At 60.1% G+C, this 13,022-nt stretch carries 16 protein-coding genes; 14 read left to right on the top strand and 2 right to left on the bottom strand.

The genetic code is table 11. From position 1 onward, the window contains the following. From motD to G3M63_RS17455, 5 genes are all read left to right on the top strand, one after another. Positions 1–858: a flagellar motor protein MotD gene (motD, locus tag G3M63_RS17475; RefSeq protein WP_163983947.1), complete on the top strand. Its 858-nt coding sequence runs from the start codon at positions 1–3 to the stop codon at positions 856–858. A gap of 91 nt (positions 859–949) precedes the next feature. Then, positions 950–1,744: a ParA family protein gene (locus G3M63_RS17470; protein WP_150299171.1), complete on the top strand. Its 795-nt coding sequence runs from the start codon at positions 950–952 to the stop codon at positions 1,742–1,744. A 254-nt stretch (positions 1,745–1,998) separates the two neighbouring features. Further along, positions 1,999–2,805 (top strand): chemotaxis protein CheW, encoded by an 807-nt coding sequence (locus G3M63_RS17465; RefSeq protein WP_163983946.1) that lies wholly within the window; start codon positions 1,999–2,001, stop codon positions 2,803–2,805. Positions 2,806–2,882: 77 nt separating this feature from the next. Further along, positions 2,883–3,362, top strand: a complete 480-nt coding sequence (locus tag G3M63_RS17460; RefSeq protein WP_150299169.1) for a chemotaxis protein CheW — start codon at positions 2,883–2,885, stop codon at positions 3,360–3,362. A gap of 5 nt (positions 3,363–3,367) precedes the next feature. Then, on the top strand, positions 3,368–3,775 hold the full coding sequence (locus G3M63_RS17455) for a DUF2802 domain-containing protein (protein WP_150299168.1): 408 nt from the start codon (positions 3,368–3,370) through the stop codon (positions 3,773–3,775). A 21-nt stretch (positions 3,776–3,796) separates the two neighbouring features. Here the strand turns inward: G3M63_RS17455 and G3M63_RS17450 are convergent, their stop codons facing one another. Both G3M63_RS17450 and G3M63_RS17445 read right to left on the bottom strand, forming a co-directional pair. Beyond that, positions 3,797–4,087: an EscU/YscU/HrcU family type III secretion system export apparatus switch protein gene (locus G3M63_RS17450; RefSeq protein WP_163983945.1), complete on the bottom strand. Its 291-nt coding sequence runs from the start codon at positions 4,085–4,087 to the stop codon at positions 3,797–3,799. Beyond that, positions 4,087–5,721, bottom strand: coding sequence for a flagellar hook-length control protein FliK (locus G3M63_RS17445; RefSeq protein ID WP_163983944.1), 1,635 nt, complete (start codon positions 5,719–5,721; stop codon positions 4,087–4,089). The genes G3M63_RS17450 and G3M63_RS17445 overlap by 1 nt, the downstream gene beginning before the upstream one ends. Positions 5,722–5,873: 152 nt before the next feature. Here G3M63_RS17445 and ccmA point away from each other — a divergent pair, with 152 nt between their 5' ends. Genes ccmA through ccmI form a run of 9 tightly spaced genes read left to right on the top strand, consistent with a single transcriptional unit; the run spans position 5,874 to position 12,838 of the window. Beyond that, the gene (ccmA, locus tag G3M63_RS17440; protein WP_371923594.1) at positions 5,874–6,530 is read left to right on the top strand and encodes a cytochrome c biogenesis heme-transporting ATPase CcmA; all 657 of its coding nucleotides are present in this window, start codon (positions 5,874–5,876) and stop codon (positions 6,528–6,530) included. After that, on the top strand, positions 6,530–7,201 hold the full coding sequence (gene ccmB / locus G3M63_RS17435; RefSeq protein ID WP_163983942.1) for a heme exporter protein CcmB: 672 nt from the start codon (positions 6,530–6,532) through the stop codon (positions 7,199–7,201). Before ccmA ends, ccmB begins: the two co-directional genes overlap by 1 nt. Before the next feature lie 19 nt (positions 7,202–7,220). Then, entirely contained in the window at positions 7,221–7,964 is a 744-nt protein-coding gene (locus G3M63_RS17430) for a heme ABC transporter permease (RefSeq protein WP_150299163.1), read from the top strand. Next, positions 7,961–8,128, top strand: a complete 168-nt coding sequence (gene ccmD / locus G3M63_RS17425) for a heme exporter protein CcmD (RefSeq protein ID WP_371923476.1) — start codon at positions 7,961–7,963, stop codon at positions 8,126–8,128. The genes G3M63_RS17430 and ccmD overlap by 4 nt, the downstream gene beginning before the upstream one ends. Beyond that, positions 8,128–8,598 (top strand): cytochrome c maturation protein CcmE, encoded by a 471-nt coding sequence (ccmE, locus tag G3M63_RS17420; RefSeq protein WP_163983941.1) that lies wholly within the window; start codon positions 8,128–8,130, stop codon positions 8,596–8,598. Before ccmD ends, ccmE begins: the two co-directional genes overlap by 1 nt. Beyond that, positions 8,595–10,568 (top strand): heme lyase CcmF/NrfE family subunit, encoded by a 1,974-nt coding sequence (locus tag G3M63_RS17415; RefSeq protein ID WP_163983940.1) that lies wholly within the window; start codon positions 8,595–8,597, stop codon positions 10,566–10,568. The genes ccmE and G3M63_RS17415 overlap by 4 nt, the downstream gene beginning before the upstream one ends. Further along, entirely contained in the window at positions 10,568–11,155 is a 588-nt protein-coding gene (locus G3M63_RS17410; RefSeq protein ID WP_163983939.1) for a DsbE family thiol:disulfide interchange protein, read from the top strand. Before G3M63_RS17415 ends, G3M63_RS17410 begins: the two co-directional genes overlap by 1 nt. Further along, positions 11,152–11,631, top strand: a complete 480-nt coding sequence (locus G3M63_RS17405; protein ID WP_150299159.1) for a cytochrome c-type biogenesis protein — start codon at positions 11,152–11,154, stop codon at positions 11,629–11,631. The genes G3M63_RS17410 and G3M63_RS17405 overlap by 4 nt, the downstream gene beginning before the upstream one ends. Beyond that, complete coding sequence (gene ccmI, locus G3M63_RS17400; RefSeq protein WP_163983938.1) at positions 11,624–12,838, top strand: c-type cytochrome biogenesis protein CcmI; 1,215 nt, start codon at positions 11,624–11,626, stop codon at positions 12,836–12,838. The genes G3M63_RS17405 and ccmI overlap by 8 nt, the downstream gene beginning before the upstream one ends. Positions 12,839–13,022: the final 184 nt, after the last annotated feature.

The following is a 13,022-nucleotide window of genomic DNA, read 5'->3' as shown; positions in this document are numbered from 1 at the left end:
ATGCGCCGGCGCAACAAACATGAAAGCGAAAACCACGAGCGTTGGCTGGTCTCCTATTCGGACTTCATTACATTGCTGTTTGCGTTCTTCGTGGTCATGTACTCCATCTCTTCGGTCAACGAAGGGAAATACAAGGTGCTCTCAGACACGCTCGGCGGTGCCTTCAACCAGCCGCAGAAGGTCATCAACCCGATCCAGATTGGTGAGACGACACCACTGAGCCTGAGTCCTATCGATGGTCAGGGTGAGCACGATGGCGGCGGTGAAACAGATAATGACACGCAGCATGACAGCCTCGCAGATATCGCCAAGGCGATGCAGGCAGCCTTTGGCGATCTGATCAGCGCCGGCGATATCGAGGTGAGTGGCAATGAATTATGGATCGAGATCGAACTGAGCTCGGGTCTGTTGTTCCCCAGTGGTGATGCCTTGCCGCTGGACGACGCCTTCCACCTGACCGAGAAGATTGCCGGGATTCTGGCGCCCTATGACAATCCGGTGCACGTGGAGGGCTTTACCGACAACGTGCCGATCAACTCACGCCTGTATCCGACCAACTGGGAGCTGTCGGCGGCACGCGCCGCGAGCGTGGTCAGAATGCTTGCCCACGGCGGGATAGATCCGGGTCGAATGGCAGCAGTGGGCTATGGAGAATTCCGCCCGGTGGCCGATAACACTACGGTAGCGGGACGCCGGGCAAATCGCCGGGTGGTTTTGCTGGTGTCCCGGTATACCGAACAGCCAGACGCTGCGTCGCCGCAGAATCGACACGGCGTTGATGATATGCGCTCTGCGCGCAGTCGCGCCCTGGCTGATTCCGCGTCAGCAAGCCGTTCTGGCACGGGTTCTGCTAACTAACCGGTAATTGAACAATTTCTGTGTTGATGTCATGAAAGACGTCAATTTGTCGTCGTAGCCGGGCCCGAGCGGGTCAGGACCTGGAGGGTGAATGAGAGTCTGGGCCGTAGCCAATCAGAAGGGCGGGGTGGGCAAGACCACGACCGCGGTAGCCTTGGCTGGCTTGCTGGCGGATCAGGGGCAGCGCGTGCTGGTCGTCGATCTCGACCCCCATGGCTCGATGACCAGCTATTTCGGCCATGATCCCGATCGTCTTACCAGCAGCGTATTCAATCTGTTCCAGCACAAGGGACAGGTCCCCGACGGGCTGGCCGAAGCCTTGTTGCTGGATACCACGCATGAAAACATCCGCCTGCTGCCATCCAGTACCGCATTGGCGACGCTGGAGCGTCAGTCCGCAGCGCAGGGTGGATTCGGACTGGTGTTGTCGCGGGCACTGGCACAACTGTGGAATGACTTTGAGTACGTATTGATCGATAGCCCGCCGTTGCTTGGCGTTTCGATGATCAATGCGTTGGCTGCCTGTGAACAGCTGGTTATCCCGGTGCAGACCGAATTCCTCGCTCTCAAGGGGCTGGAGCGCATGGTCAATACGCTGGACATGGTCAATCGATCGCGTAAGCAGGGGTTGCCCTATACCATCGTGCCCACCTTGTTTGATCGGCGTACCCAGGCCTCGTTGAGTACCCTGCGTCTGTTGCGCCGGGATTATCAGGATCACATGTGGCAAGCGTTCATTCCGATCGATACCAAACTGCGCGACGCGAGCGTGGCAGGCGTGGTGCCGTCGCGGCATGATGCCAATTCGCGGGGCGTGCTGGCTTATCGCGCCTTGCTGCGGTACCTGTTGGCACAGTCGGTGACGCGCCGTGAGCAGGTGGCTTAAAGCCTGTCAATACAGAGCGTCTGCCAAGCGTAGGCGCGCTAATTCTCAGGACTGGCCAAGCGGCCGGGGTTGGGATTTCCTGGGGTTGGCGTGCGGCTCGGGCCGCGGTCGGACGCGCCGACTGGGTTTGGTGTCATTGCAAGGCATTGGCGTAGCGCAGGCGCGCTACACCCCCAGGGGCTCGCTGGCCCTGAGGTCAGTCGATTTTTACAAGGTTTATTAATGTTGGTTGTTACGCCGCCGATACACTGGTCATGTCGATGAATAGAAGTACGCCCTTACAGGAATATATCCCCCAGCAGACCATCCAGTGTTACCTGGATGCCTTGCTGCAGGAGGCGGCTGTCGAGTTGGCGCTGGCCGATCAGCCGGAGATTGGGACACCCGCGCAGGCCGAGGTGCCGGTGGCTGTGGTCGAGCCAGAAGTCGCTCCGGTTCAGACGCAGGTCGCAGAACAGGTCGCAGAGCCTGTTCAGCACGTCGCTTCCCAGAGCGTCGACACAGGGTTGTCGGCCGAATGGCAGACAGTCGAACAGGAGCTTGCGCCGCAGGAGTCTGCTCCGGTCCAGCAAGCGGAGTGGCGGGAACGTTCCTTCGAAGCCCTGTTGTTCGATGTGGGTGGTCTGACCCTTGCGGTGCCTCTGGTATCACTTGGGACCATCCACTCTCTGGAGAGTGAAATCACCCCCTTGTTTGGTCAGCCTGACTGGTTCCTCGGCATATTGCCCACACCCGCAGGCAACCTGAAGGTGCTGGACACAGCGCGCTGGGTCATGCCGGAGCGATACTCGCCGGCGCTACAGAACGACCTGCGTTTCGTGATTTCCGTCCAGGGATATGACTGGGGCATGGCCGTGCATGGGGTCAGCCGGTCGATCAAGTTGAGTCCGGATCAGATCAAATGGCGCTCGCAACAGGGCAAGCGACCCTGGCTGGCGGGAACAGTCATCGAACATATGTGTGCATTGCTGGATCTGTCGGCGCTGGCCTCGCTGTTGATCAGTCATGCGCCGGCCAGCAAAGCTGAGGCCAAAACGGGCCAGTTACGCAGCTTGCGATGAAGCGTTAACCTAGAATGAATCATTCGCCCTGCGCAGGGACAACGCGCAGGGCCCTTTTATAGATCGGGAATTGACAGATGAACAACCACACCGCACAAAGCGCCGAAGATCCGATCCTGCAGTGGGTGACCTTCCACCTGGACAGCGAGACCTATGGGATCAATGTCATGCAGGTACAGGAAGTGCTGCGTTATACCGAAATTGCTCCGGTGCCAGGCGCACCTTCATATGTGCTGGGCATCATCAACCTGCGCGGTAACGTGGTGACGGTGATCGATACCCGCCAGCGCTTCGGTCTGAGCCCGGCGCCGATCACTGATGCCACCCGTGTGGTGATCATCGAGGCGGACAAGCAGGTTATCGGCATTCTGGTCGACAGCGTCGCCGAAGTGGTTTACCTGAAGCAGTCCGAGATCGAGACCGCGCCAAATGTGGGTACCGACGAATCGGCCAAGTTCATTCAGGGCGTCTGCAACAAGAATAACGAACTGCTGATCCTGGTCGATCTGGAAAAGATGATGACCGAGGATGAGTGGGCCGAGCTGCAGGGCTTTTGATCTACATGGCCGAGTCAGGGTGGGTGTTATTGCTGGGGTTGGGGCTGGGGCTGCTTATTGCGGCCCTGGCTGCGCTGACCCTTGCGTATCGACGCCTGGCCCGGCGCCTGGATGAGCAGGACGCTGCGCAGCAGCAGCGAGTTGAGCAGCTGCTCAAGGATATCAGCGGTTATCAGCAGGGTACGATCGGCATGGGCGAGGAACTGTTTGCGCTGCGCGATCAGCTCAAACGCATCGAAGACAAGCAGCAACGCTTCGAGCAGCAGGACCCGCAGTCCATGCCCTATAACCAGGCTGCGCGGCTGGTGGGCCTGGGTGCCAGCATCGAGGATGTTACCCAGTCCTGTGGCCTGTCAAAGGCTGAGGCCGAACTGGTGGCCCGGCTGCATGCGGCGCGCCAGGACAAATCCTGAGGCCATTCTGTCTGTTTGAATTCAGGAAAAATCATCTTCTGGCGGGACAAATCCCATCGGCGCCTTGCCTTTCAGGTACCAGGCGAAGGCAATGATCTCCGCAATGGTACGGTAGAGCTCCTCGGGAATTTCATCTCCGAGTTCCATGCGCGCGAGCATCTTCGCCAGGTCGGCGTTTTCATATATCGGCACTTCATATTCCATGGCCAGCTGCACAATCTGCTCGGCCAGATCGCCTTCGCCCTTGGCTGTCAGCGTCGGGGCCTGCTCGCCGTCGTATACCAGCGCAATGGCCTGTTTGGGATCGCTCATCAGGTTATCTCGTCTACCCAGTTCTGTTGTACTGCCTGCCTCGGTGGTGGGGGCGTTCCCTGGTGCCAGCTCAACTCGCCGACCGACAGTCCCTTGGCCAGTAGTCGATCACGCAACCGGCCCAGCTCGCTATCAAGCAGGTTCAGTGTAGCCGGCCGCTCTGCCCAGAATTCACTGCTGACCTTGCCCTTGTAGAGCCGGGCAATCGCCTGCATCGGGCCTAATGGTTCAAGATCAAACGCCAGACGGACTTCCCAGCGGGGTATTGGCTCAAGCGTCTTTTTCGATGGGGCCGCGTCGTCGCGTTGTACCCGCACCTGTACGTGATTGAACTGCTGGCCGTCCCGTAGGGGAATCTCCAGTTGCCATACGGTCTGGCTGCTGCCATCGGCGAAGCTCTGGCTCTGGCCAAGGCTCTGTAGCTGATGGTGCTGGATGCGCGAGAGCAGCGCCGCAGTGAGGCGCAGCAAGCTACCTAGATCCGGCGTTTCGCTCATGTTCTGCAACACGCGCGAAGGCAGCGGGAAGGCGCCGGGCCGGATGCCAGGGATTTTCTGCCAGGGGCCGGGCGGCAATGCGAGCAACGCGCGGCTTTCGGCGGGGATTTGTTGTTGCAGATTCAGTAACAGATTAGTCAGCGAAGCCTTGAGATCTGCACCGGGCAAGGGTTCGACACCCGGTGGCGTGGCCAGTCCGGCCAGCAGTGCAAGTACCTTGTTCAATGGAGGCAGTTGCACGGCTGCCGCTTGCCCGGCAGGCATTTCGGTGCCGCCCGGGCGGGTCTTCAATGCGTTGGCCAGCATGGCCAGATTGTTCTCCAGAAACAGGCCGCTCTGCTTCACCGCCTGGGCCACGCCCGCTTCGGTACTGAGTTGCGCGACGGTCGAAACATGCATGAGCACCTGGCGCATCGCCGGCTGTATTCTCTCCGGGGCAGCGCTTGTGATGCGTTCGAGCTGAGCCATCAGGGGTTCTGCCGAAGCCTGGCGCTGCAGGCTATCGCGCAGGCCCAACGAGACAACTAATTGGCGCAGTTGCTCGCTGGGCGCGGCGACGCGCAACTCGCCCGAGGAGCCAACCGTGGCCTGTAGCAGCGTGCCGGGTTCCACCGGCTTGCTGCTCACCAGTGACAGGGTTGACCCGACCCCCGCGCCCTGTACGATGCGCGCGAGCAGAGCGAATCGCTGCTGAGCGCCGTTCTCAATGACCTGCTGTGTCAATACCCGGGCCTGCAGACTGGCGTCCGCAGGGAACTGGGTCGGATCCAGGCGAGTAAGGGGAGCATTCAGCGGCGCACTGGAGGCGGCCGCCGCCTGAACCGAGGCCAGCATCCGCGTCTGATTGACAGCCTGTACCAGCAGCTGGGTGCCGCTGGGGATCTGTTCGCGGCTGGTGACTTTGACCTCGGCTTGTGGAAATCCATCGGACCGGGCGATTCGCAGGAGCAACTCGAACTGACCGGCACGCGCTGTGCTGCTGATGACCTCGGCTTTGGCTGTTCCGCGGGCATCGAGCATCTGTGCGTCAATAGGCCGCAGTAACTGCAGCGCAATGCTCGCGCTGGTATTGGAGCGGCTGGCAGGCCCGGAAGCAGGCGGGCTGGCGATGGTAGGCAGGCGGAAATCGGATGTCATGGCGCCACAACTTGATATAAATCAGGGCCCTTCACCGAAAGGCTGTATGTATAATGGCCCCCCGTAAAGAATCGGCCAGAAGGCGCCATTCAGGCGCCCTGTCAGTATAGCGGCTGAACGCCTGCGAACATGAATCTGGCTGCGATTCCCGGCTGCGCCAACCTGGAGAGACAGTGAAATCACTGCCTATTGAAATACACAAGTTGACCTGTGAGCGCGACCAGCGGGAGTTGTTTTCCGACCTTTCCTTTTCGCTGCAAGGTGGCCAGGTGCTGCAGGTGGCCGGACCGAATGGCTCAGGCAAAACCAGCCTGTTGCGGATTCTCGCAGGATTGCTGCCGGCTGTCGGCGGCGATGTGCGCTATGGCGACGCCTCCATTTTCGCCGGAGGCGGACGCGAACAGTGGCGGCATTGTCGGCTCTTTATCGGCCACGCGCCGGCGGTCAAGGCGAACCTCACCGCCGAAGAAAATCTCAGTTGGCTATGCGCGCTCAGTGAGCCGGTTGATCGGCAGCGTATCAGCGATGCCCTGGGCGAGGTCGGATTGCGTGGCTTCGAGGATGTTCCCTGTCATACCCTGTCAGCCGGTCAGCAGCGGCGGGTGGCGCTTGCCAGGTTGTATCTCGAAGCGCACCCGGTGTGGATACTCGACGAACCCTTCACGGCAATCGACAAGGCCGGCGTTGCGGCGTTGGAGAAACATGTGCTGGATCATGCAGAGCAGGGCGGCACGGTGATCCTGACCACGCATCATAGCCTCGACCATATTGACGGTCTGCGTCGTCTTGATCTCGGACAGGTGGCCTGATGCGCCAGATCGTCTGGCTCTTGTTCTGCCGCGAATGGCGCCTGGCCTGGCGCCGTCCCGGTGATCTGCTCAATCCTTTGGTGTTTTTCGCGATTGTCGTCAGCCTGTTTCCGCTGGCCGTCGGACCTGAACCGGGCATGCTGCGTACCATGGCGCCGGGGGTGATCTGGGTTGCGGCTCTGCTGGCCACCCTGTTGTCGCTGGACGGAATGTTTCGCAGCGATTATGAAGACGGATCGCTTGAACAGTGGGTGCTCTCGCCGCATCCCTTGTCGCTGATGGTGCTGGTCAAGGTATTGCATCACTGGCTGGTCTGCGGGCTGGCCATGGTGATCCTGGCGCCGCTGTTTGGTTTGATGCTGGCGCTGCCGGTGTCGGTATTGCCGGTGCTATGCCTGAGTCTGTTGCTGGGCACGCCGGTATTGAGCCTGCTTGGTGCTGTTGGTGCGGCATTAACGGTCGGCCTGAAGGGCGGGGGGGTATTGCTCGCGCTTTTGATCCTGCCGCTGTACATTCCGGTGCTTATTCTGGGTACCGGGGCGATAGAGGCGTCGCTACAGGGAATGCCCGTCGCGGGGTACGCGTTGTGGCTGGGTTGTCTGGCGGTGTTGTCTCTGAGTCTGGCACCGGTGGCGATTGCCGCCGGTTTGCGCATCGGGGTGAGCGAATGATTGATGAAATAGGTCAAGCATGAACTGGAGTTTCTTCCATAAGCTGGGTTCGCCCAAGTGGTTCTTCGATATCAGCGGACGCTGGTTGCCCTGGTTTACTGGCGCCGGCGTATTACTGCTGCTGGCGGGGAGCGTATGGGGATTGTTCTTCGCTCCGCAGGATTACCAGCAGGGCAACAGCTTTCGTATCATTTATATACATGTGCCGGCGGCTTTCGTTGCGCAGTCGTGTTACATCATGCTCGCCGTGGCCGGCATCGTCGGACTTGTCTGGCGCATGAAGCTGGCGCATGTAGCACTCAAATGCGCTGCGCCGATTGGCGCCTGGATGACTTTCGTTGCGCTGGTCACCGGGGCTATCTGGGGCAAGCCGACCTGGGGCACCTACTGGGTCTGGGATGCGCGCCTGACCTCCATGCTGATTCTGCTGTTTTTATACTTCGGCATCATTGCACTGGGGCAGGCCATCAGTAACCGTGAGACCTCGGCCAAGGCCACTGCGGTACTGGCGATAGTCGGCGTGGTGAACATTCCGATCATCAAATACTCGGTCGACTGGTGGAACACGCTACACCAGCCAGCCACCTTCAAGATCACCGAGAAGCCGGCGATGCCGGTGGAAATGTGGTTGCCGCTGCTGCTGATGGTGCTGGGCTTTTATGCCCTGTTCACGGTCAGCCTGCTGATGCGCATGCGCGTCGAGATCCTGCGCCGCGAAAACCGTACGCGCTGGGCCCGCGAAGCACTGGAGAAGATGTTGTGAATGCCGTAACCGAATTTCTCGCCATGGGCGGGCATGGAGCCTATGTCTGGTCTTCCTATGCCATCACCCTGGCGGTCTTGTCGCTGAACGTGTTGCAGCCCTGGCTGGCGCGTCGGCGTTTGGTAAATGAAGAGGCGCGTCGTCGGCGCCGGGAGATGACCTGATGCACCCGCAACGCAAGAAACGTCTGAGCCTAATCCTGCTGGCCCTGGTCGGCATCGGGATTGCAGTGGCCCTAGCGCTCAACGCCCTGCAGCAGAACATCAACCTGTTCTATACCCCGTCAGAAATTGCCTCTGGCCACGCGCCGATCGATACGCGGATTCGCGCCGGTGGCATGGTGGTCGACGGCAGCCTGGAACGCTCTCGGGACAGTCTCGACGTACGCTTCAAGGTTGGCGATGGTGCTGAAGTAGTGCTGGTTGCCTATAGCGGCATCCTTCCGGACCTGTTCCGGGAGGGGCAGGGTATCGTCGCGCTGGGTAAACTCGACGAGAACCGCATGCTGGTCGCCGATGAAGTACTGGCCAAGCATGACGAGGAATACATGCCGCCAGAGGTGGCTCAGGCGATGGACAAGGTGAACCAGATGAAACTCGACGCCAGTTCCGCTGATACTTCGGAGGCCAAATGATTCCCGAGCTTGGTCAGATTGCGCTGATTATTGCGCTGTTCCTGTCATTGCTGCAGGCGACGGTGCCGCTATACGGTGCCTGGCGCGGCGACAGTCTGGCGATGAGTTTCGCGCAGCCGGCGGCCATGGCGCAGGGGTTGTTTGTGCTGTTTGCCTTCCTGTGTTTGGTGCAATCGTTCCTGGCCAATGACTTCAGCGTGTCCTACGTTGCGCTCAATTCCAACTCGGCGTTGCCCTGGTATTACCAGGTGAGCGCGGTCTGGGGCGGACATGAAGGTTCGTTATTGTTATGGGCACTGATACTGTCCGGCTGGACCTTTGCTGTAGCGATTTTCTCCCGTGACCTGCCCGAAGAAATGCTCAGCCGTGTGCTGGCGGTGATGGGTATGATCAGCGTCGGCTTCATGCTGTTCATGCTGATGACATCCAACCCCTTCGACCGGCAATTGCCGTTCCATCCGGCGGACGGCAACGACCTGAACCCGCTGCTGCAGGATTTCGGTCTGATTGTGCATCCGCCCATGCTGTATATGGGCTATGTGGGCTTTTCCGTGGCCTTTGCCTTCGCCATCGCCGCATTACTTGGCGGTCGGCTCGATGCGGCCTGGGCACGCTGGTCGCGCCCCTGGACGATTGTCGCCTGGTCCTTCCTGGGTCTCGGCATCATCCTCGGCTCATGGTGGGCCTATTACGAACTCGGCTGGGGTGGCTGGTGGTTCTGGGACCCGGTCGAGAACGCCTCTTTCATGCCCTGGCTGGTCGGCACGGCGCTGATTCATTCGCTGGCGGTCACGGAAAAGCGCGGCGTGTTCAAGAGCTGGACTGTCTTGCTGGCAATCGCGGCCTTCTCACTGAGTCTGCTGGGTACCTTCCTGGTTCGCTCCGGGGTGCTGACATCGGTGCATGCCTTCGCCAACGATCCCGAGCGCGGCGTCTTTGTGCTCGGTTTCCTGATGGTGGTGGTCGGTGGCTCGCTGGGGCTTTACGCACTGCGCGCCCCGGCGGTCAAGAGTCAGATCGGTTTCGCGCTCTGGTCGCGGGAAACCTTCCTGCTGGTCAATAACGTCATTCTCGTGGTTACCGCGCTGATGGTATTGCTCGGCACACTGTATCCACTGGTCCTGGATGGCTTGACCGGCACGCTGGTGTCGGTGGGGCCTCCGTATTTCAACGCCTTGTTCCTGCCATTGATGGGGCTGCTGATGCTCGCCATGGGCGTCGGCATGCTCAGCCGCTGGAAGGATACGCCGGTCAAGTGGCTGTTCGGACAGTTGAAATGGGTGTTGCTGCTGTCAGCGATAGGTGCGATCGGTCTGGCGGTATGGATCGGCGACCATCACCTGGCAGTCGGCAGCATGCTGTTCCTGGTGTTCTGGGTAGTCGGCGTGAGCATCCGTGATGTGCTGCACAAGACCCGCAACAAGGGCCTGGTCAAGGGTATGCGGGCACTGCCACGCAGCTTCTGGGGCATGACCGCGGCACACATTGGCATGGCCGTTTGTGCGGTGGGTATTGTTGGCGCAAGCCTGTTCGACAATCAGCGCGACCTGCGCATGGCAGCGGGCGACTCCCTCGAACTAGGCGGCTATCGGTTTGTTTATCAGGGCGCGTCGCATCTGGAAGGGCCCAACTGGGAATCCGACAGAGCCAATATCGAGGTTTACCGAGGAGACCGTCAGGTCACCGTACTGCACCCCGAGAAGCGACTGTACACGGTACAGAATCAGATGATGACCGAAGCGGCGATTCACGCCGGTTTTACCCGCGATCTGTTTGTGGCCATGGGTGAACCGCTTGATGACGGTGCCTGGGCCATGCGCGTGCATATCAAGCCCTTTGTGCGCTGGATCTGGCTCGGCGGGCTGATGATGTCATTCGGTGGCCTGCTCGCCGCAGCGGACAAGCGTTACCGGTTGCGCGCCAAGCGTCGGGAAACCGCCGCGCAAACTACCGTCCCGGAGACAGTCTGATGCGCAGAATCCTTCTGATCATTCCCTTAGTGTTGTTTTTCGGGCTGGCTGGCTTCTTCCTTAAAACGCTGATGGACAAGCAGCGCGAGAACGAGGAGCTGGCCGCGTCAGGCTTGCAGCCTTCGACTTCGCTGGAATTGCCGTCAGCGTTGATTGGCAAGCCGTTCCCTGATTTCACCCTGCCGAGTGTTGAAGACCCCGCTGACACCATCTCTACAGAGGATCTGATCGGCAGGCCGGCGCTGGTTAACGTATGGGGCACCTGGTGTGTGGCTTGCCGCGTTGAGCACCCGGTACTCAACAAGCTGTCTGCGCAGGGCGTGGTGATCCACGGCATCAATTACAAGGATGACAATGCCTCCGCGCAGAAATGGCTGAAGGAATTTCACGATCCCTATCAGCTGAATATCAGCGATGCGGAGGGTCGTCTCGGCCTTGATCTGGGTGTCTATGGCGCGCCGGAAACCTTCCTTATCGATGCCGACGGGGTGATCCGTTACAAGTTCATCGGCGTGGTTGACGAGCGCGTCTGGGAGCGGGAATTGCAACCGCGTTATCAGGCTCTGGTTGATGGAGGTCAGCCATGATTCGCGGTTTGTGGGTCACGTTGTTGTGGGTATTGATGGTGGGGGTCAGCCAGGCGGCAGTGGATACCTTCGAGTTCGACAGCGAGGAGCAGCGTCAGCGTTTCTATGAGCTGAGCGGTGAGCTGCGTTGCCCGAAATGCCAGAACCAGAACATCGCTGATTCCGACGCGCCAGTCGCCACGGACCTGCGCCGGGAACTCTATCGCCTGCTCGATGAAGGGCAGAGCAACGAAGAGATCATCGGTTTCATGGTCGCCCGTTACGGCGATTTCGTGCGCTACAAGCCCGCCCTGACTGCTCAAACCATCGTGCTCTGGTTCGGTCCAGCCCTGTTTCTGCTGATCGGTCTCGCCACCCTGATAATCATGCTGCGCCGGCGACAGCGCGCTATGCGTGAATCGCAAACGGGACACCTGACTGCTGAAGAACAGCAACGTCTGCACGCCCTGCTGGAGAAAAAGAATTCTGATGACTGATTTATGGATTTTCGGCGCTCTGTTGTTGGCTCTGGGCGTTGTATCGGTACTTTGGCCCGTCTGGCGGCATCGCCGCAGCTCAACAGTTGATCGCACCACGCTGAACGTAGCCTTGTATGAGGAACGTCTGGCTGAGCTGGACGCTCAGGTAGCTGCGGGTGAGATAACGCCTGAACAGCGCGAAGCCACGGCGGAGGAGGCCAGTCGGCTGCTTCTGGAAGACACCGCACGCGCCGATGGTCGCCAGGGCGAGAAACGGCGGGGCAGTCCTGTATTGCTGATTGTCGCCGCCGGCTTGTTGCCGTTGATCGTCACCGGCCTGTACATGAGCTGGGGCAACCCGGCTGGTCTGGCGCTTTACCGCGAACTGCAGGAGAGCCCGGATCCGTCAAGTCTTGAGCAGATGATCGACCGGATGGAGCGTGTCACCGAGGTTCAGCCGGAAAACGGCGAGGCCTGGTTCATGCTCGGCCGTGGTTATATGTCTGCCCAACAGCCTGATCGGGCTATCGGTGCATTCGAGAAGAGTCTCAAGCGCATCGGCGAGCGGCCCGAAGTGCTCGCACAACTGGCGCAGGCGCGGTTTTTTGCCGCCGGCAACCAGTTGGATACAGAAGCCGCAGCAGCGCTGGACAAGGCGCTGGAGCTGAACCCTGACGAGCCAACCGCACTCGGTTTGCTGGGTATCGCCGCCTTCGAAGCCGGCGAATACACCGGCGCCATCGAATACTGGGAACGGCTGCTGGCCGGCATGCCACCCGGCGGGCCTGGCGCGCAAGCGATTCAGGGCGGGATTGATCGCGCACGTGAGCGTCTGGGTTTAGGGCCGAACGAGGCGAACCCCGAGCAAGCCGTCGCGGACGAGTCCGCAGTCATACGCGTGCGGCTCGAGCTCAGCGATGAAGTAACCGCCGAGCTGGACGAAAGCGCCGTGATCTTCCTCTTCGCCCGCGACCCGGAAGGCCCGCCGATGCCCCTGGTTGCACGCCGTTTCACGCTCGACGAGTTGCCTGCCGACGTCATCCTGAGCTCGTCTGACGCCATGTTGCCCGACGTCACACTGAGCGAAGGTCAGACCCTTGAGCTCATCGCCCGCGTCTCACCAGAAGGCGACGCCATGCAGGGTACGCATCAGGAGACACTTGGTGGCGTGAAAGTCGGAGCGGATGATCAGGTGTTACTTCGGGTGGATACAGCTGTTCAGTAAGCTGCGATAAAGGCGTCCTGTGGACGCCGTCGTGCCGGGGTCGACACTCCTACGAGGTCCGAGCATTCTGGGATCTCGGTGGCTGGACACAGCTCCGATTAAGTCATTACCCCAACCTGGCAAGCAGCACTCACCCGTAGGAAATGAGATGGACCCGTCCCACCTTGTGCCATGATTGAGTTTG

The sequence above is a fragment of the Pseudomonas sp. OIL-1 genome (genome assembly GCF_010669185.1).
Taxonomy (GTDB): domain Bacteria; phylum Pseudomonadota; class Gammaproteobacteria; order Pseudomonadales; family Pseudomonadaceae; genus Halopseudomonas; species Halopseudomonas profundi.
This window is presented reverse-complemented; position numbering and strand designations above follow the sequence as displayed.